Source organism: Bradyrhizobium nitroreducens (assembly GCF_002776695.1).
Classification (GTDB): domain Bacteria; phylum Pseudomonadota; class Alphaproteobacteria; order Rhizobiales; family Xanthobacteraceae; genus Bradyrhizobium; species Bradyrhizobium nitroreducens.
Genome location: NZ_LFJC01000003.1, coordinates 7,578,927 through 7,597,115 on the forward strand (window position 1 = coordinate 7,578,927; position 18,189 = coordinate 7,597,115).

Annotated in this window: 15 protein-coding genes; 5 read left to right on the plus strand and 10 right to left on the minus strand. The window is 65.5% G+C overall.

What is annotated here, in order from left to right:
- Positions 1-76: 76 nt before the first annotated feature.
- Positions 77-4,447 (minus strand): autotransporter outer membrane beta-barrel domain-containing protein, encoded by a 4,371-nt coding sequence (locus TSA1_RS35885; protein WP_145984420.1) that lies wholly within the window; start codon positions 4,445-4,447, stop codon positions 77-79.
- Positions 4,448-4,635: 188 nt separating this feature from the next.
- Between TSA1_RS35885 and TSA1_RS35890 the strand changes: the two genes are divergently transcribed.
- Positions 4,636-6,366 (plus strand): winged helix-turn-helix domain-containing protein, encoded by a 1,731-nt coding sequence (locus TSA1_RS35890; RefSeq protein ID WP_100180439.1) that lies wholly within the window; start codon positions 4,636-4,638, stop codon positions 6,364-6,366.
- 3 nt (positions 6,367-6,369) lie between these two features.
- Here TSA1_RS35890 and TSA1_RS35895 read toward each other — a convergent pair whose 3' ends face one another.
- From TSA1_RS35895 to TSA1_RS35920, 6 genes are all read right to left on the minus strand, one after another.
- Complete coding sequence (locus TSA1_RS35895) at positions 6,370-7,302, minus strand: lipid A biosynthesis lauroyl acyltransferase (RefSeq protein ID WP_100180440.1); 933 nt, start codon at positions 7,300-7,302, stop codon at positions 6,370-6,372.
- 11 nt (positions 7,303-7,313) lie between these two features.
- Entirely contained in the window at positions 7,314-8,591 is a 1,278-nt protein-coding gene (locus TSA1_RS35900) for a beta-ketoacyl-ACP synthase (RefSeq protein ID WP_100180441.1), read from the minus strand.
- A 101-nt stretch (positions 8,592-8,692) separates the two neighbouring features.
- Positions 8,693-9,898 carry a beta-ketoacyl-ACP synthase gene (locus TSA1_RS35905; protein ID WP_100180442.1) on the minus strand — a complete coding sequence of 402 codons (1,206 nt, stop codon included), beginning with the start codon at positions 9,896-9,898 and terminating at the stop codon, positions 8,693-8,695.
- The gene (locus TSA1_RS35910) at positions 9,895-10,365 is read right to left on the minus strand and encodes a 3-hydroxyacyl-ACP dehydratase FabZ family protein (RefSeq protein ID WP_100180443.1); all 471 of its coding nucleotides are present in this window, start codon (positions 10,363-10,365) and stop codon (positions 9,895-9,897) included. The genes TSA1_RS35905 and TSA1_RS35910 overlap by 4 nt, the downstream gene beginning before the upstream one ends.
- 10 nt (positions 10,366-10,375) lie before the next feature.
- Positions 10,376-10,663: an acyl carrier protein gene (locus TSA1_RS35915; protein WP_007592476.1), complete on the minus strand. Its 288-nt coding sequence runs from the start codon at positions 10,661-10,663 to the stop codon at positions 10,376-10,378.
- Between the two features lie 221 nt (positions 10,664-10,884).
- Positions 10,885-11,226, minus strand: coding sequence for a hypothetical protein (locus TSA1_RS35920; protein WP_100180444.1), 342 nt, complete (start codon positions 11,224-11,226; stop codon positions 10,885-10,887).
- 327 nt (positions 11,227-11,553) lie between these two features.
- Between TSA1_RS35920 and TSA1_RS35925 the strand changes: the two genes are divergently transcribed.
- Positions 11,554-12,183 (plus strand): ParB-like protein, encoded by a 630-nt coding sequence (locus tag TSA1_RS35925; RefSeq protein WP_100180445.1) that lies wholly within the window; start codon positions 11,554-11,556, stop codon positions 12,181-12,183.
- 13 nt (positions 12,184-12,196) lie between these two features.
- Here TSA1_RS35925 and TSA1_RS40210 read toward each other — a convergent pair whose 3' ends face one another.
- Positions 12,197-12,352 carry a hypothetical protein gene (locus TSA1_RS40210; protein WP_174719233.1) on the minus strand — a complete coding sequence of 52 codons (156 nt, stop codon included), beginning with the start codon at positions 12,350-12,352 and terminating at the stop codon, positions 12,197-12,199.
- 266 nt (positions 12,353-12,618) lie between these two features.
- On the opposite strand from TSA1_RS40210, the gene TSA1_RS40215 reads away from it, so the two are divergent.
- The 3 genes from TSA1_RS40215 (at position 12,619) to TSA1_RS35935 (ending at position 15,722) form a co-directional block, all read left to right on the plus strand.
- Positions 12,619-12,762, plus strand: coding sequence for a hypothetical protein (locus TSA1_RS40215; protein WP_167443344.1), 144 nt, complete (start codon positions 12,619-12,621; stop codon positions 12,760-12,762).
- A gap of 231 nt (positions 12,763-12,993) precedes the next feature.
- The gene (locus TSA1_RS40220) at positions 12,994-13,161 is read left to right on the plus strand and encodes a hypothetical protein (protein WP_174719234.1); all 168 of its coding nucleotides are present in this window, start codon (positions 12,994-12,996) and stop codon (positions 13,159-13,161) included.
- On the plus strand, positions 13,158-15,722 hold the full coding sequence (locus TSA1_RS35935; protein WP_100180447.1) for a cation-translocating P-type ATPase: 2,565 nt from the start codon (positions 13,158-13,160) through the stop codon (positions 15,720-15,722). The genes TSA1_RS40220 and TSA1_RS35935 overlap by 4 nt, the downstream gene beginning before the upstream one ends.
- Here TSA1_RS35935 and TSA1_RS35940 read toward each other — a convergent pair.
- On the minus strand, positions 15,719-16,216 hold the full coding sequence (locus TSA1_RS35940) for an MgtC/SapB family protein (RefSeq protein WP_100180448.1): 498 nt from the start codon (positions 16,214-16,216) through the stop codon (positions 15,719-15,721). The two genes, TSA1_RS35935 and TSA1_RS35940, sit on opposite strands and share 4 nt — an antisense overlap.
- A 187-nt stretch (positions 16,217-16,403) precedes the next feature.
- Positions 16,404-18,161 carry an ATP-binding protein gene (locus TSA1_RS35945; RefSeq protein ID WP_100180449.1) on the minus strand — a complete coding sequence of 586 codons (1,758 nt, stop codon included), beginning with the start codon at positions 18,159-18,161 and terminating at the stop codon, positions 16,404-16,406.
- Positions 18,162-18,189: the final 28 nt, after the last annotated feature.

The following is an 18,189-nucleotide window of genomic DNA, read 5'->3' on the forward strand; positions in this document are numbered from 1 at the left end:
GCCGCATAAGTCGTAGCGCGGTTTGGCTTAATCGACGCGCGGGCGCAACACCACGCGCGGCGCGTCGCATCGCCGCTCACCACTCATATCGCACCGTGCCCTTGCCCGTGTAAGTCTGCGTGCTCTGCGAGAACTCGCCCTCGACGGTGCCTGCGAGCGAGAAGCCGTTCCTCCACTTCATCTCGGCGCGGCCTCCAACGAGTGCGGCGTCCGCCGCCGGTTGCGCGCCGTTGACCGTGAAGGCCGCGCCGGGGAGCGTCTGGAAGGCGGCGCTGACGAGGCGGTTGGTATTCGAGTCATGCGCCCAGGCGAGCCGGCCGCGCAGCGTGAGCAGGCCGTCGTTGACGAGGAAGCGCTGGTCGGTGCGGGCGCCGAACTCGGTGCGCACATTGGTGGTGTCCTGCGGGGTGTAGGACAGCGCGAACTGGTTGCTGCCGACGATCGCGGTCTCGCCGTAGCCGGGGAGGTGGAAGGTCGTGGCCTGCACGGCCGCGTAGGGCGTCACGCCGAAGCTGGAGGCGGGGATCGGTGCGAAGCGCCAGCCGGCTTCCAGGCGGCCGGAGAAGGTGCTCGCCTTGAAGTTGGCGGTGAGCTTGTCGGTGCCTGACACCGTGACGGTGCGATCCGTCGTGACGTCCTGCCAGCCATAGGCGAGTGCCGCGGAGAGATAGGCCGGTCCGAAATTGTGGCGGGCATAGAGACCGGCCTGGAACAGATCGGCGCGGCCGCTGCCGAGACTGTCGGACAGCGCAAAGTTGTAGCCGGCGCCGCCGAGCGCAAAGCCGAGCAGCGTGTTCGGCGAGACGCGATAATCGGCACCAACCACGGTGCCGTAGATGCGGCTGGTGGTGGTGCTCGAACCCGATGCCGCGTTGCCGTTCAGCGTGCTGGCGCCGCCATACCCGGAAGCCCACACGCCCCAGCGTCGGTCGATGACCTCGCCGCTGGCCGCGCGCGGTGTCACTGCGGCGTAGGCCTCGCGTACCCTGGCGTTTTCTGGTGCGGTGGAAGCGTAGCCCAGCGTCCCGCCGTCGCCAGCCGTGCCGCCGCGCTCGCCATCCGTACCGCCACCGCCCAAGGGATCGAGCATGCCGACGAATTGCTGCATGGCGTTGAACGAGGCCTGCGTCCCGGCGGCGCCGGGCTGGCCGGAGACCTGGCTGAGCCCGTGGTTGAGCTGCGGCTGGCCCATGTTGAGCAGGGCATCGAAGCCGGCCGGCGGCGTCCCGCCGCTCGCGACGGCTCCGTTGATGGCGCCGGCGACGTTGCTCTGGTTGGCGCCGGTGCCCGCCGGCAGCGCGCTCGCGCCGGGATCGAGCACGAGGTAGACGTTGTTGAGGTCGTAGGTGAGATGCGGATTGCGCGCGGGGCTGAAGCTGCCGCTGACGCTCAGCCCGGCGAACTGCGTTCCGCCAAAGCCGCCGGTCGCATTGAGGATGGTGTAGGTCTGGCTGCGGAAGCTGCCGGGGATCGCCACCGCCTGCACGGTGGCGCCGGTCAGGGTCGCGGTGCCTGAGACGTTGGTGCGGTCGGCCGCGGACGTGGAGACCTCTACCGTGTAGAAGCTACCGGCACTGAAAGCGAGGTTGCCGCTGACGGTGAGGGTGCCCACGGAATTGCCCGGCGCCAGTGTGCCGCCGCTCGCAATCGTCGTGTTGCCGACGATGCCGGTGCCGCCGAGCGCACCGCCCGCATTCACTGTGACGCCGCTCGAGGCCGTGATATCGCCATTCACCGCCAGCGTGCCGCCATCGATCGTTGTGGCGCCGGTGTAGGTGTTGACGCCCGAAAGAGTCAGCTTGCCGGTACCGACCTTCACCAGCGAGGCGCCAGTGCCGCCGCCGGATCCGCCGTCGGCGAGCACGCCGGTGACATTGGTCGACAGGTTGTTGTTGCCGAGTGTGAGCTCCTTGCCGCCGAGGTCGAAGGTGCCGCCGCCGGCGAGCGAGCCGGCGCTGAGCTTGTTGTCGCTGTTCGGGCCGGTGCTCATCGAGAAGTCGAAGACGGCACCCGGCGTACTGTTGATGAGCTGTGCGCTGCCGGCGGTGGCGTTGCCGTCGAACAGCACGTTGCCGCTGTTGGCGATGGTGGCGCTACCGGCCGTGGCGTTGGTATCGAACGTCAGCTGCGCGCTGTTGGTAATCTGAGTGCTGCCGGCGGTAGCGTTGCCGCTGAACACCAGCGTGCCGGCGGAAACCGTCAGGGCGGACAAATTGTCCGCGCCGGTCAAGGTCAGCGTTCCAGCGCCGGACTTGGTCAGCGCGCCGCCGTTGAGAGTCTGGCTGACGGTGAAATTGTTGCCGGCGTTCGCAATGTCGAACGTGCCGCCGCCGGCACCCAGGGTGATGGTGCGCGTGGTGGCGGTGAATGCCGTGCCGGTGATTTTCAGCGTGCCGCCGTTGAAGGTCAGGCCCCCCGCGAGGTCGCCGAGATTTGCGTCCGAGGAGACGCTCACCGTTCCGCCGGCGAAGATGGTGCCGCCGGTATAGGTGTTGGCACCTGACAGCGTCAGTGTGCCGGTGCCGGTCTTGACCAGGGAGCCGCCGGTGCTGCCATTGGCGCCGCCGTCGGCGATCACGCCGCTGACGGTGGTCGACAGGTTGTTGGAGCCGACCGTCAGCGCGTTGGCGCCGAGCGAGAACGTGCCGTTGCCAGCGATCGAGCCGGCCGAGAGCTTGTTGTCGCCATTCGGGCCGGCGCCGTAGGAGAAATCGAAGACCGCGTTTGCTGCGTTGTTGATCAACTGCGCGTTGCCGGCGGTAGAGTTCTCGTAGAAATAGGTCTTGCCGCCGGCATTGTTGGTGATCGTTGCGTTGCCGCCCGTGCTGTTGTTGTAGAAAAACGTCGTGCCGTTGGTGTTATCGATGGTGGCGTTGTCGGCGGAGCTGGACTCCTTGAAGTACATATAGGAGTTGTTGGTGAAGCTGGCGCTCCCCGCCGTGCTGTTGCCGAAAAAGTTCAGATAAGAATTATTGCCGTTGGTGATGGTGGCGCTGCCAGCCGTGCTGTTGCTGTAGAAATACATGAAGATCGGGCTGGAGGCGTTACTGCTGGTAATGGTGGCGCTGCCCGCCGTGGCGGTGTTGTTGAAAGTCAGGATGGAGTTGTTTGCAATAGCGGCATTGCCTGCCGTGCTGGAGGCGTAGAAATACAGCGTGCCGTTGTTGGTGATGGCGGCGTTGCCCGCCGTGCTAGTGCCAAAGAACTCCAGGATGTTGTTGTTGGTGACGGTGGCGCTGCCAGCCGTGCTGGTGTTTAGGAAACCCAGGCTGCTGTTGTTGGTGATGGTGGCGCTACCCGCCGTGCTGGTGTTGTAGAAATACGTGAAGGCATTGTTCGTGATCGTCGTGATGCCGCTTGTGTCGGCGTTGAGGATCCTGAACGTGCCTCCACCACTGACGGTGACCGCCCCCAGAATGGAGCCAACCCCACCGGTGTTATTGCCAAGCCATAGTTCGCTACCGACGCCATTGACGGTGGTGCCGCCGGTATAGGTGTTGGCGCCGGTCAGGGTCAGCGTGCCGGTGCCAATCTTGACCAGCGAGCCGCCTGCGCCTGAGATGACGCCGCTGACCTCGGTCGAGGCATTGTTGGAGCCGACCGTCAGCTCATTGGCGCCGAGGTTGTAAGAGCCGCCCCCGGCGATCGAGCCGGCGCTGATCTTGTTGTCGCCGTTCAACCCCGTGGTGAGGGAGAAGTCGACCGAGCCGCCGCCATTGTTGATGATGGCGGCATTGCCGGCCGTGCTGTTGTCCCGGAACCGCACGATGTAATTGTTGGTGATGGTAGCGCTGCCGGCCGAGCTTGAATTGTAGAAGCTTAGTATGCTGCCAATGTTGCTGTTGTTGATGGTGGCATTGCCGGCCGTGCTGTTGTCCACGAACTGGAGGTCGCTATTGTTGTTGATGGTGGCGTTGCCGGCGGTGCTTGAACCAAAGAAGACTAACTCACCGTTGTTGTTGATGGTGGCGCTGCCGGCCGTGCTGCCCTGTGTGAACCATAGGCTTCCACTGTTGTTGATGGTGGCGCTGCCGGCGGTACTTGAACCGCTGAACGTGATGAGGGCCGCGCCGATGGCGTAGTTGATCGTAACGCTGCCGCCGTTGACCGTGATGCCGGTGCCGGTGAAATTCAACGGACCGCTGACGTCAAACGTGTAGTTCGAGGCGCCGGCGTTGAACGTCCAGCCGCCGACGCTGACGCTTGAAATCGCCAGGCCGGTGGTGTCCGAGGTGCCGAAGGAGGCCGTGCCGACAGGCACGAAGCCGCCGTCCCAGTTGGAGGCGGTGCCATAGTCGCCGCTGCCGGGGGAGGTGAGCCAGGTGCCGTTCGACGCGGCGCGCGATGGCGCAGCCGGCAGCGCCCAGGCCAGGGCCAGCGCCGACGACGTCAGCAGCGCGACCCGCAACCGGGGGGTCGCCTTGAAATAGTCTTTCCCCGTCCTCACCACTTCCCCCAACACGCAGGTCCCGAGTCCTCGATCGGATTCATTGCATCGGGTGGGGATTGGTGTCCTGATAAGGGCTTGGCTCACTTCTGAAAGTTTCTGATATTTGCGTTTCAGAGCCGATTTTCGGGCATATTCGCCAGACTTCCGCTATATGAGCCGCCTTGAGAGACGTGTTGGGGGTTCACTTGCTTCGTTTCGCCGGCTTCGAGCTGGACCAGCAGCGCGCGGAGCTGCGCGGGGCCGATGGCACGCCGATCAAGCTCCGGCCCAAGACCTTCGAGATGCTCCGGCTATTCGCTACCAGTGGCGGCCGCGTGCTGAGCAAGCAGGAGCTGATGGAGGCGGTCTGGCCGAACGTCCATGTCGGCGAGGACAGCCTGTTCCAGTGTATCCGCGAGCTCCGCGCCGCGCTCGGCGACGAGCGGCGGCAGCTGATCAAGCTCGCCTCCGGCGGCGGCTACCTGCTGGCGACGGAGGTTGAGGCTGCGCCGGCCGCCGACCCGGTGCCGGCCGAAGAGGACCGGCCAGCCCTGGCCGGCGAGGTCGCGTCCCCGCCGCCCGCTGAGATCGCCGCCGCAAGACCACAGCGCGCCTGGTTCGGCTTGCGCCGGCAGGCAACGGTCACCGCCGTGGCCGGGCTCTGCGTGATCGTCATGGGCCTTGCGGTTGCCGCGCCCGTGCTGAAACCGGACCTCCTGTTCAAGCGAACGCCGCCGCGGCTTGCGGTGATGCCGATCGTTGACGACAGCAAGGACGCGCGCGGCGCGGCGATGGCGGCCGAAGTCACCGCTCGCCTCACCGATGGTTTTGCCAGGATTCAGAACATCAGCGTGGTTGCGCCGCGATTGGCGGCCAGGGGCGGCGACAGCAGCGCTGCCTCCACCGCATCATCCGATTACGAGCTGCGCGGCGAGCTGGAGCGTCGCGATCAATCGTGGACGCTGCGTGCTCGCATCATCAAGGCGGCCACCGGCGAGGTGCAGTCGGTCGTCACAGCTTCCGTCGCCGCGGACGAGGCGGACCCGCAGCTCGCGCAGTCGCGTCTCGTCGCCGGCGTCGGTCATGTGCTTGCACGCCGCCTCAACGAGATCCTGGCGCCGGGCTCGGTGCGCTCCAGCAGCACCGGCTCGTCTGCGGGCGGTGACAAGGTCGCCGTCGAGCAGGCGCTCGCCTCGATCAACCAGACCACGCGCGAGCGCTTTGGTGCGGCGCAGACCATGCTGCAAAAGGCACGCACGGACGATCCCGACAATCTCGAAATCGCGGTTGCGCTCGCTTCGCTTCAGATGCGGGGCATCCAGATGCGGTGGTTCAGCCCGGATGAAGCCGTTGCGGTCGAGGCCGGGGCCAGTGCGACCCTCGAGCAGGCGTTGCGGGCGAGGCCCAATTCGATTCCGGCGCTCGAGGCTTATTGCCGCTTCCAGAGCGCCACCAATCGTTTCGTGGAAAGTCTCGTGACCTGCGGCAAGGCGCTGAGCTTCGATCCCTGGAACGGGTCCGCGCTCTATCTGATTGGCCTCGGGCAGGTCTTTCTCGGCCGGTTCGACGATGCGCTCGCGACGTTTCGGCTGGCCGACCGCTACGACACGCCGCCGGCCTCGCGCTGGACCTGGCTGCTCGGCGCGGGCTGGGCGACGCTTCTGAAGGGGCAGGGCGAAGAGGCGGTGCCCTGGATCCAGCGCTCGATCGCGATCACGCCGGCAACCGGACGCTCGCACATGCTGCTCGCCGTCGCCTACCAGCGATCGGGGCGGTTCGAGGAGGCAAAGGCTGCGATCGAGGAGGGTCTGAAGCTGCAGCCCGGCACGACCAGACTCAACGTCGCGCCGCCGGCGAAGAATGCGAGCCCGGTTTATCTCGCAGCCGCCGATCGCATCGTTCAGGGAATGGTGGATGCGGGATTGCCGGAGCAGTAGAAATCATCGCCACCTTCTGTGCAGCCACAGCCACTGCTCCGGATGCTCGCGCACCCAGCTCTCCACCACGCTCGTGACCGCCTGCGTCGTGCCCTGGATGTCGATCTTGCCCTCGGCATCGCGCACCGGGGGGATCTCTTCGGTCAGCTCGGCGCGGAAGCGGAAGCCGGGCAGGCGGATGATGCGGACGCCGTGGATCGGGCATTCGACCTGGCGCAAGAGACGCGCCAGCATCGGGTTGGCGCGGGTCTTGCGGCCGAAGAAGGTGACCTCGACGCCGCCGGTCAGATACTGGTCGACCAGCATGGCGACGTGCTTGCCGTCCTTCAGCGCTTGGCCGAGCCGCAGCGGCGCGTCGCGGCCCGCCGGGATCAGCGTGCCCATGTTGACCTGGCGCATCTCCTGGATGATGCGGTCGGCGGAGGCGATGTTGGGCCGGCGATAGAGGATCGCGCTGTCCAGCCCGTGCGCGACGGCGGCGAGCGCCGGCAATTCCCAATTGGCCAGATGCGCGGCGAAGATCAGCGCCGGCTTGCCGTCGTCCCTGATATGATCGAACAGCTCGACGGTGCGCGGCGGCAATTCGATCCGACTGCGCTCCGGGTGCGTGCGGTCGTAATCCCAGACGTGGTCCATATGGGCGAATTCGGCGCCGACGCGGCCGAGATTGTCCCACACGCCCATCAGGATCCGTTCGATCTCCTCGGGCGATTTTTCCGGGAAGGCCGCGGTGAGGTTGGCGCGGCCGATGCGGTGCTCGCGCAGCCGCGGTCCGATCAGCTTGGTTGCGCGTGCGAAAAAGTCCGAGGTCTTGACCGGATCGAAATAGCGCGTGGTACGCAGCATGCCGACGGTGGCGGCGCCGATCAAGCTGCCGCCGAGCGATTTCACTGCGTTCCGCGCGCGAATCTTCGTGCTGATAGAAATCAGCGCCATGCTGCGTCCGGTCAGGCCGGTTCGCGGGTCAGGATCAGCGAGGCGTTCTGGCCGCCGAAGCCGAACGAGTTCGACATCACTGCGGTGACGCGGGCGTCGCGCGCCTTGTTGCCGACCACGTCGAACAGGATCGTGGGATCCGGGGTGTCGTAGTTGATGGTCGGCGGGATGCGCTGATGCTCGAGCGTGAGCAGCGAGAAGATCGCCTCGACGGCGCCTGCGGCCGAGATGGTGTGGCCGACCATCGACTTGTTGGAGGTGACCGGGATCTTCTGCAGCAGTTCGCCGAACACGGCCGAGGTCGTGTTGTACTCCATCTTGTCGTTCTCGGGCGTCGCGGTGCCGTGCGCGTTGATGTGGTCGATCTGGTCCGGCGTCATGCCGGCGTCGGCCAGCGTCTTGTTCATGCAGCCGATGATCGGCTTGCCGTCGGGAGACGAACGGGTGCGATGGAAGGAATCGGTGAGCTCGCCGCAGCCGGCGATGACGCCAAGGATCTTTGCGCCACGCGCGGTGGCGGCCTCATAGCTTTCCAGCACGAGCGCGCCGGCGCCTTCCGCCATGACGAAGCCGTCGCGGTTCTTGGAGAAGGGACGGGAGGCCGCCTGCGGCGGATCGTTCTGCTGCGACAGCGCCGAGAGCAGCGAGAAGCGCACCAGCGCTTCCGGGTTCACGGTGCCGTCGGTTGCCACGCACAGCGCGGCGTCGGTCTCGCCGCGGCGGATCGCCTCGACGCCGAGCTGGATCGAGGTCGCGCCGGAGGCACACGCCGTCGACAGCGAAATCGGCGAGCCCTTGGTGCCGAAAGTCTCGGCGAGGTATGCGGCGACCGAACCGAACATGAAGCGGTGATGATAGGCGCTGTACTTGCCGCCGCCGGAGATGCGCAGGAGGTCGTCATAGGTGAAGTCGGGCTTGCCGACGGCGCGGCCGAGCTCGCGGCGCTGCGGCCATTCCACCTCGACCGGCGCGACCGCCAGGAAGAGGGGACCCGGGAAGTCGCCTTTGGCGCCGATGCCGGCTTGCGCAAGCGCTTCATCCGTCACCAGCTCCGCCATCCGCTCCGACAGGCCGGTGGAGGAGAACGGTTCGACGTTCACGAAGTCGACCGTACCGGCCATCGTGGTCTTCAGGCCGTCGACCGGAAAGCGCGTGATGGTGCGGATGCCCGATTCGCCGGCGACGAGCTTGGCCCAATTGTCGGCCTTGCCGGCACCGAGCGAGGTCATGATGCCCATGCCGGTAACGACGACGACGGGGCGCCCGAGTTTGTCGCGTGGTGCAGTCATGTCGATCCCCCGATAGAGCTAAAGCATGATCCGGAAAAGTGTGACGCGGTTGTCCGACGAGATCATGCTCAAAACAACATCCGGCCGAAGCGCGCCGCGCTTCAGCCGACAGCTTCGACCAGCGCCATGCCTTCGCCGCGCCAGTGTCCGGCTCCCACGACCACAATCTGGGTGGGCGCCCCCTGCATTTCAATCTCGGTCCCGGTCGAATCGTTCGGCGGGAACAGGGCGCCGCGCGAGATCGACAGCGCGGCGAGCGCGATTCCCAGTGGGAATTGCGTCTCCATGGTGTGCCCGAACATCGTACCGGTGGAGCGCACCGGGAAGTCGGAATGGCCTTTCAGGAAGCCACGCTCTTCCGAGGTCGCAGGCTCCGCGCCGGTCGCGCCCGTGATGATCGCGCCCTTGCCTTCGCGCTTCGGCAGCTTGGCCCAGAGCTTTTCCAGCGTCGCGGTCATGTCGCCGGGCTGCTTGCGGCGGGCGAGGTCGGCGACGACGCTCGACAGCTTCGCGAACGGCTTTGCGCCGCGCGCTTCGGCGTGGGCCTTCGATTCCAGCACCAGGAACGCGCCAGCCGAACCGAGCGCGAAGCCGGGGTGATCCTTGCGCGCCCATACCGGCGCAAACTTGTCCTTGAGGTTGAAGTCGCCGAATTCGTAGAGGACGAGCAAGTCCTTGCGCTCGCCATTGTGCGAGCCGCCGACCAGCGCGATGTCGCTCTCGCCCGAGGCGATGCGCGCCAGCGCAATGCGGGCGGCATCGGCGCCGGCAACCTCTTCACCCATGAAGGTGCGCGAGGTGCCGCCAAGGCCGTGCACGATGGCGATGTTGCCGGCGAGCAGGTTGGAGAGCTGCGCCAGGAACAGAGTGGGGCGCAGATCGCTCATCAGCCGTTCGTTGAGGAAGCCGGGCGCGTTGGCGCCCTTGGCCTCGGCCGTCAGGACGCCGGTGTCGACGTTGAGATCGCGCTCGCCGCCGCCGGCGGCCACCACCATGTCGATCTTCGACAGGATGTCCTTGTTGCCCTTGATGCCGGCCGAATCGAGCGCCAGGCCGGCGGCATAGGTGCCGATGCGCTGCCAGGCTTCCATCTGGCGCTGGTCGCCCTTCTTCGGGATCTGGGCGTCGAAGCTGACCGGCATCAGGGGATGCACGATGTAGGGCGCAAAGCCCTTGTCGTCGACGTTGATGCGCTTCTCGGAAAGCGCGGCCCAATTGGCCTCGAGGCCCTCACCGAGCGAGGTCGCGAGTCCAATGCCGGTGATCCAGACTTCCGTCTGGCCGGGCTTCGAAGCGGTGTGAGTCATGGCGATACGACCTGTTGCGGAAAGCCGACGCGCTCGGCGACCTTCGCCATGTATCCGCGCATATCCGCGTTGGGGAAGGGGATCAGCGTGAAAGTCAGCGAGGAATTCGCGCGGATCTTGCCGCCGACCCTGATCTTGGCTTCTGTCATGGCATAGCCGGAGCCTTCGTGGGTCAGGCTCGCCTCGATGCTCATGAGATCGCCGGGGAACACGGAACCCCGCACCTTGGCCTCCTTGACGGCGGCAAGGATAGGCATGCGCTCGAACTTGAGCACGCCGAGCAGGAGAAAACCCGAGGCCTGCGCCATCGATTCGATCAGCAGCACGCCGGGCATCAGGGGATAGCCCGGGAAGTGCCCCTCGAAGACGGTGCTCTCCTTGGGGACCTGGGCTTCGACGACGATCGTCTTCTCGTCGACCTTGAGGTCGACGATCCGATCGATCATGTGGAAGTATTCGAGTTGCATGACCGCGCGCTTAGGCGCTCGCGCCCTTGGCCGCAACCAGTTCGTCGATGCGGGCGCACAGGTTCTTCAGCACGAAATACTGTTCGGTGGTCGCTTTGCCGTCGTTGACCTCCTGGGTCCACTTTTCCAGCGGCAGCTTGATGCCGAACTGCTTGTCGATCGCGAACGCGATGTCCAGGAAATCGAGGCTGTCGATGCCGAGATCGTCGATGGCATGGCTATCCGGCGTGATCGTGTCGCGCGGGATGTCGCAGGTTTCAGCGATGATCGTGGCGACCTGATCGAATGTGGAGGACATCACTAAGCCTTTGATATATTGCGGATATTTGTCAGATTATCCAGAGTGGCACGGTGGGTGGGCATCGCGCCCCTGATGACGCCCTCAACCCCCCTCTGGCCGGGTCGAAAGCCCGTATATCGGAGCGCCGCCCCGAGTTCAATGGAGCCGGGCAGGTGGGGAGACGGAGCTGGGGATGCCCGCCCGAGCCCCTTCCGCCAAACCGATCGGCCGGATCGGGCCTAGATATGCGGCGTCGTGATCTTGACGCAGTCGCGGCGGCCCATCAGCACGCAATCCTGGGTACGGCGCAGGTCGGCGATGCTGACCGCGAGCCAAATTCCGATGGCCGTCAGCGCGATGGTGAAGGCCAGCGCCGCGATATTGGCGAGCATGCGATGGCGGAAATCGTCCGGCTCGGAGCGGGGCTGCTCGTAGCGTGACAAGTCGAGCGGTTCGGGCGCGACGCGCAACGGCTGCACGGTACCGCTGCCGCGGTGGACCGCAGGGGAAGGCGAGGTGCGCGGCCTGAACTGGAGCACCCGGTGCTCGTCGTCAGAGCTTATGGGCCGCTGGTTGTTCATGGGGTGGGGATCACTCCGAAGCAGCGATTTTAGATAGCATACGGGATAAACGCGTTGCAGAAAATCTTTTCAATGCAGGCGTGTATTCGTTGCCTCGCACTATTTGTACAGAGATCGGTGTGCAGCGGTCGCGGAACCGGCCGCGAGGTCGGCGGGCGTTGCGCTGCAATAACCGGCAGAGCAACGGCAATGAAGTTCACGTCTTCGTTTGCTCTACATCGGCTTGTGATCTGCGCGCCCTTCCGAACACGTTTTGCCGCCGCGGGGCCCATGTCATAGTCCGGGAACCTGAGCCGTCAGTTGCATCCATCCGAGGGGCCTTCGACCATGACCACGACCAACGCGCGCGAGCCGAGAGTGCATCCGGTCCCGATCCTGTCGCTCCGGCCGACGCAGATGACGGTCGGCATGCGCGAGGTCAAGGAGAAGCGCAAGCGCTGGCGCGAGCATGACAAGAAGAAGCAGGCCGATCTGCTCGGCAAGCATATGATCCCCGTCGTCTACGGCCCCGACGCGCGCTATTACGTGATCGACCATCATCATCTCGGCCGCGCGCTGCACGACGAGGGTGTCAAGGAGGTGCTGGTGACCGTCGTCGGCGACCTGCGCATGGTCGAGCGCGAAGCGTTCTGGGGCGTGATGGACAACAAGCGCTGGGTCTACCCTTACGACGCCAAGGGCGAGCGGCGGTCGTTCCGCGATTTGCCGAAATCGATCGCCGATCTCACGGACGATCCGTTCCGCAGTCTCGCCGGCGAATTGCGCCGCATGGGTGGTTTCGCCAAGGACACCACGCCGTTCTCCGAATTCCTGTGGGCCGACTTCCTGCGCCGAAAGGTCTCGCGAAAGGTGATCGCGGCCGATTTCGACAAGGCGCTGGAGAAGGCGATGTCCGCGGCGAAAAGCAAGGATGCGATCTATCTGCCCGGCTGGTGCGGCCCGGAGGATGAAGATTAGGGGCAATCGCTCATCAGTCGCGCTGGAAGATCCGGGCGCCGGGGTAGGCGCGGCGGGCATAAGTGACCACCAGCGCGCGGTCCTGGGTGTCCAGGAAGGGCGTTCGGATCTGGTACGACCCGACGATGAGGTGCCACAGGCCATTGAGCTTCTGGATCACGATCTTCATTTGCGTAGTCCTCGGTGTCTCCACGTTCCCACGTGTGCCGTTTGTCGCGTTGCCTAGGATCGCTGCCGCGGGTAGAAAATTCCCGACTCGACCGGCGCTCCGCTGCAAGACACGTCTATTTCTGTTAGTTGGTGATCGCTTGTGCCCAGATAAGCCGAATCCCATCACAGGCGCTTGAGCGAAATCAATTTCCGCGCTCATGAAACCGTCCTGAAACACAGCCGTCCCATCTCTATGGGGTAGTCGAGCTCACACAGGAGGCGGACATGCGCCGTCTGGTTTTCGTCATTGCATTGCTCGCGGTCGCTTCGGCAGGAATCTCGGCATCGTTTGCCGCAGTCCACCACGCCAAGTCGTTGACGTTCGCGGAGCGCTTTGCGCCCGCGCTGGAGTTGATGGCGAAGCGCTAGCTGCATGGCGCCTTGCTGCCATGAGCGATGCCGCGGCTGAGCGATCCGCCGCGGGACATCGGGTCGCACCCGCCGATCGGTCAGATGCGGCGATGGCCGGAGCAGGCTTGACCTGTCGCAAATCTGCGCCGCGGTGACCGGCTAGAGTTTGCCTGCATGGTTGCAGAGGCAGCGTTGCGCCCCGACGTCGAGGGCCCGGGCTCCAAGTCATGCAGGACTGGAGGCACGGCCATGAGCATCATCTTTCGCATCGTCTTTATCATCGCCGGCGCGGTCACCGCGCTGTTCGTCGCGCGTGACGCCCTGAACTTCACCATCATTCAGACCTTCGTTGCTGTCCTGCTTGTGACGGCCGTCGTCGGGGCGGGGAGTCTCTGGAGCCTGCGGCGGAAGACGTGAGCAAGCACCAAGGCGCAGGTTCGGCCGGGCTCAGCGAAGCCGAGGTCCGGCTGCGGCTGCACCAGGACGGTTTCAACGAACTGCCTCGGGCCGAACGGCGCACGCCGCTGCGCATCGTGATCGAGGTGTTGCGCGAGCCGATGCTCGCGCTGCTTCTGTGCGGCGGGCTGGTCTACCTGCTGCTCGGCGACCTCCGCGAGGCACTGCTGCTCCTGGCGTTCGGCGCCATCTCCGTCGTGATCACCATCGTGCAGGAAACCCGCACCGAACGCGTGCTGGAAGCCCTGCGGGAGCTGACCAGTCCGCGAGCGCTTGTGGTCAGGGACGGTGAGCGGCAGCGGATCGCCGGCCGCGAGGTCGTCCGTGGCGATCTCCTTGTCCTGGCCGAAGGCGACCGGGTTCCGGCAGATGCAGTGCTCGTCAGAGCGCAGGATCTGGCGGTCGACGAGTCGCTGCTGACCGGAGAGTCGGTTCCGGTGCGCAAGCAGGCCGTCAAGATGCCGATCGCCGATGCCGCGTTCGCTGACCATCGTCCGGGTGGCGATGACTTGCCCTTCGTCTATTCAGGCTCGCTGGTGGTGCGCGGCGAGGGGCTGGCCGAGGTCAAGGCGACGGGCCCTCGCAGCGAGATCGGAAAGATCGGATTGTCGCTGCATGGCCTGCAGGCGGAGCCGCCGCGGCTGCAACAGCAGACTGCACGGCTCGTGCGGCTCTGCTTTCTCGGCGGCGCTGCGATCAGCCTGGCCGCGGTCGTGCTCTACGGAACATTGCGCGGGGATTGGCTGCAGGCGCTGCTCGGCGGCATCGCCATCGGCATGTCCATGTTGCCCGAGGAGTTTGCCGTCGTCCTCACGGTGTTCATGGCCATGGGCGCCTGGCGCATCTCGAAGGCGCGCGTGCTGACGCGGCGCGCGGCCGCGATCGAGGTGCTTGGCTCGGCCACGGTGCTGTGCACCGACAAGACGGGCACGCTGACGCAGAACCGGATGTCGGTCGCGGAACTGAGGCTGCGCGATGGGACGAGTCTGCGCGTTGCCTCGCCACAGCCCGCTCCTGTGGGCGCAGAGTTCTTCGAGCTGGCGCGCTGCAGCGTCCTGGCAAGCTCGCCGGAACCCTTCGACCCGATGGAGAGGGCCCTGCACGCGTTCGTGCAGGCCGGTCTGCCGAAGGAGGACGAAACCGCGGGCGCCCGGACTTTGATCCGCACCTACGGCTTGCGTCCCGAACTGCTGGCGATGAGTCAGGTTTGGCAGTTGCCACATCGCGAGGGAGCCTTCGTCTCGGCGAAGGGTGCCCCCGAGGCGATCGCACGGCTGTGCAAGCTGGATGGTGCGCAGCAGGCGGCGATGCAGGCCTCGGTCGCCGCGATGGCGAAAAATGGTCTTCGCGTGCTGGGCGTGGCAGCCGCGACCTGTGACGGTGAGGCTCTGCCGGCCGCGCACGAAGGCTTTGCGTTTCACTTCCTCGGTCTCGTCGGGCTGGCCGATCCGCTGCGTCCGCACGTCCCCGAAGCCGTCGCCGAATGTCGCTCGGCCGGCATTCGCGTCGTCATGATCACGGGCGACTATCCGGCGACCGCCATGGCGATCGCCCGGCAGGCCGGGCTCGACGTCAACGACGTCGTAACCGGCGAGCAGATCAAGCTCGCCGACGATCGCGAGTTGGAGGCACTCGTCGGGAGCGTGAACATCTTTGCGCGGATCCTGCCGGAGCAGAAGCTGCGGATCGTTCAGGCCATGAAGCGCAACGGCGAGATCGCAGCGATGACCGGAGACGGCGTCAACGATGCGCCGTCGCTGAAGGCTGCGAATATCGGGATCGCGATGGGCGGCCGTGGCACCGATGTCGCCCGCGAGGCATCCTCGATCGTCCTGCTCGACGACGATTTCGGCTCCATCGTTGCATCCATCCGCCTGGGACGCCGGATCTACGACAATCTCCGCAAGGCGATGGCCTTCATCTTCGCCGTCCACGTTCCGATCGCGGGGCTCGCGCTGCTTCCGCTGGTGTTCGGGCTGCCCGTGATTCTCGGTCCCGTCCACATTGCGCTTCTGGAGCTGATCATCGACCCCGTCTGCTCGCTCGTGTTCGAAGCCGAGCGGGAGGAACGCGATGTCATGGCCCGCCCGCCGCGGCGCGCCGATGCGGAGCTGTTCTCCTGGGCCCTGGTTGGCTGGAGCGTTCTCCAGGGTGCCATGGCATTTGCTTTGATTGCCGCGATCTTCGTCGTCGCGCTTCGTTCCGGCGTTCCGTCCGACGAGGCGCGCACGCTCGCCTTCATCGCGCTCGTCACTTGCGTCCTCGCGCTGGTGCTGGCCAACCGGTCGTTCAGCGCTTCGTTCTTGTCGGCCTTCTTCCGTCCGAACCCGGCATTGCTCTGGATCTTCGTGTCGATCGCGTCGATTATCGCAGCCGCTCTGTTCTGGCCGCCGGCGTCCAGCCTGTTTCGGTTCGGTCCCCTGCATCTGGACGATCTCATGGTTACGCTCGGCGCGGGATTCCTGCTGCTGACGGTGCTCGAGCTGCTAAAGCCGATATGGGCGCGGCGGTTGCGGTTCTAGCCGCGGTCCTGAGTCTTCGGTGAAGCCTCGGCCTGGTGCGGATCATCCTTGCCGCCAAGCATCCGGTGCAGCCAGCGTTCGACGCGGCGGCCGATTGTGAGCAGAACAAAAGCGAAGACCAGTGCGACCAGGACGATCTTCCATTCGCCGGCGCCGCAGGTAATTCCGAGACAGGCGGCGAGAAAAGTGCACGCCGCGCTGGTCAGGCCCCGTACGCGGAAACGGTCGCTCTCGTGGACGATGACGCCGGCCCCGAGAAAGCCGATGCCGGTCAGAATGCCCTGGATCACACGGCTTGCCGCATCGGTGATCTTGCCGGGCTCGGCGAACTGGACCGCGAGCAGCACCACGGTCGCGGTGGAGAGCCCGACGATGCCGAGCGTCTTCAGCCCGATCGGCTTGCCGTGCAGATCGCGGTTCAGGCCGATCGCGCTTCCGGCGAGCGCTGCACTTCCGAGGCGCAGCAGAATTTCTGGCCAATCCAGTTGGGTCATGTCCTGTCCGTCGCTTCGTCGGCATGGGCCGGAAAGCCAGCTTCGAGTCGGCAATACTTAGTCCATGCGGGCGAGCCGCTCCAGAGGCATGGCAAGGCCTCCGCTGATGAGGACGGTGATTGCGGCGTTGGTCCCGGCTCTGCGCGGCGGCGTGCACGCCGCGGCGCGTCCGGGACCGGTCAGCGGGTTACCGCAGCGGCTTCTTCAAGAGCGAGAAGCGGTCGGGATCGAGCCCCATCGAGGGCTGCAGCATCGGGGCTTCGACGCTGGACATCGTCTTGGCGGGCGGGGCCGAGAACACCGGATCGTTCGGCACGTCGCGCTGCGAGGTGGCGCCGCGCCACCGTTCGAGCACGGCACTGACGAAATGCATGTCGTGACCCGAGGTGACCGACGGCACGCTCGAGATGGTGGCTTCGCCGCGCGGCAATTGGTGCGGCGGCACCTCCTTGAAGCGCAGGCGCGTCGGCAGCGCGACGCCTTCGCCAAAGGCCAGCACCTCACGCGTGCCGAGCGAGGGTACGAAGGACAGCAGGTTCGCGGCGGCATCGGACACCGCGGCGCGCAGCAGCGCCTGGTCGCGCTCGTTGGCGAGGCGCATCGTGAACAGCGTGTTGCACTGAGAGATGATGGTGGCGTCGAGCTCGGCCGGACGCTGGGTGATGAGGCCGAGATAGACGCCGTATTTGCGGCCTTCCTTGGCGATGCGCGACACTGCCTTGCGGGTCGGCCCGAAGCCGACATTGCGGTCGGCGGAGGCGTAACGATGCGCTTCCTCGCAGACGAACAGCAGCGGCGAGACGCCGTCGCTCCACAGGCCGAAGTCGAACGCCATGCGGCACAGCACCGAGACGACGGAATCGATCACCTCGGCCGGGAAGCCGGCGAGCTGCATCACCGTCATCGGCTTGCCGTTCGCGGGCAGGCGGAACAGATGGCTGATGACCTCGGCCATGGTGTCGCCGCCGACATTGGCGTTGTCGAACATGAAGGCGTAGCGCGGGTCGTTGCGCACGGCCTCGATGCGTGAGATCAGCTTGTGATAGATGATGCGCGAGGAGCGGTTCTCGAGCTTGCCCATGCGCTCGTCGATCAGCGACATCAGGTCGACCAGGCGATAGGGCACCGGCGTGTCGACGGTGTAGCCGATCTGCTTGGGGTCGATGCGTTTCAGGCCGATGCGGTCGGCGTTCTGGTACTGGGTATAGACGCCCTTGGCGATCGGGATCACCTCGGCGAGGATGTCGAGCTCCTCCGGAACGCCGGCGCGGCCGCCGAACAGCACGTCGACGATCTCCTCGAAATTGAACAGCCAGAACGGCAGTTTCAGGTTCCGCGGGTTGAGCACCAGTGCGCGATCGCCGAAGCAGCGGCCGTATTCGTTGTGCACGTCGAGCAGGAAGATGCGCAGGTTCGGCCGCGCCTTCAGGATCTCGTTGAGCAGGAGCGAGACGCCGGTCGATTTACCGACACCGGTCGATCCCAGCACCGCAAAATGCTTGGACAGCATTTCCTCGACGTCGACATAGGCAATGACGGAGCGGTCCTGCTGCAGGAAGCCGACATTGATCTGGTCCGACCCGGTCGGCGCGTAGATCGTGCGCAGCTCCTGGCTGGTGATCAGGTCGACGGAATCGCCGATGGTCGGATAGTTGGTGACGCCGCGCTGGAATTTGGCCTTGTCGGCGGCGTTGAGGATCTCGCCGAGCAGGTCGACCGAGGCGATGGCGATGTAATTGTCGGCGCTCGACAGGTTTTCGCAGGAGACCTCGGTGATCATGGCGACGATGACCGAGCTGGCGCAGCGAATGCTGACGAAGCGGCCGACGGTAGCCCGAACTTCCGAGATCGGCATCTGGCTTTCCGCCAGCAGCCCGACCCGGGCGAGCGATCCGCGAACCGAAATCACGCGTCCAAAGGATGTCACGATGAATGAACCTGGCATGAGCGAGGAGTTTAATCCTGACTATGCG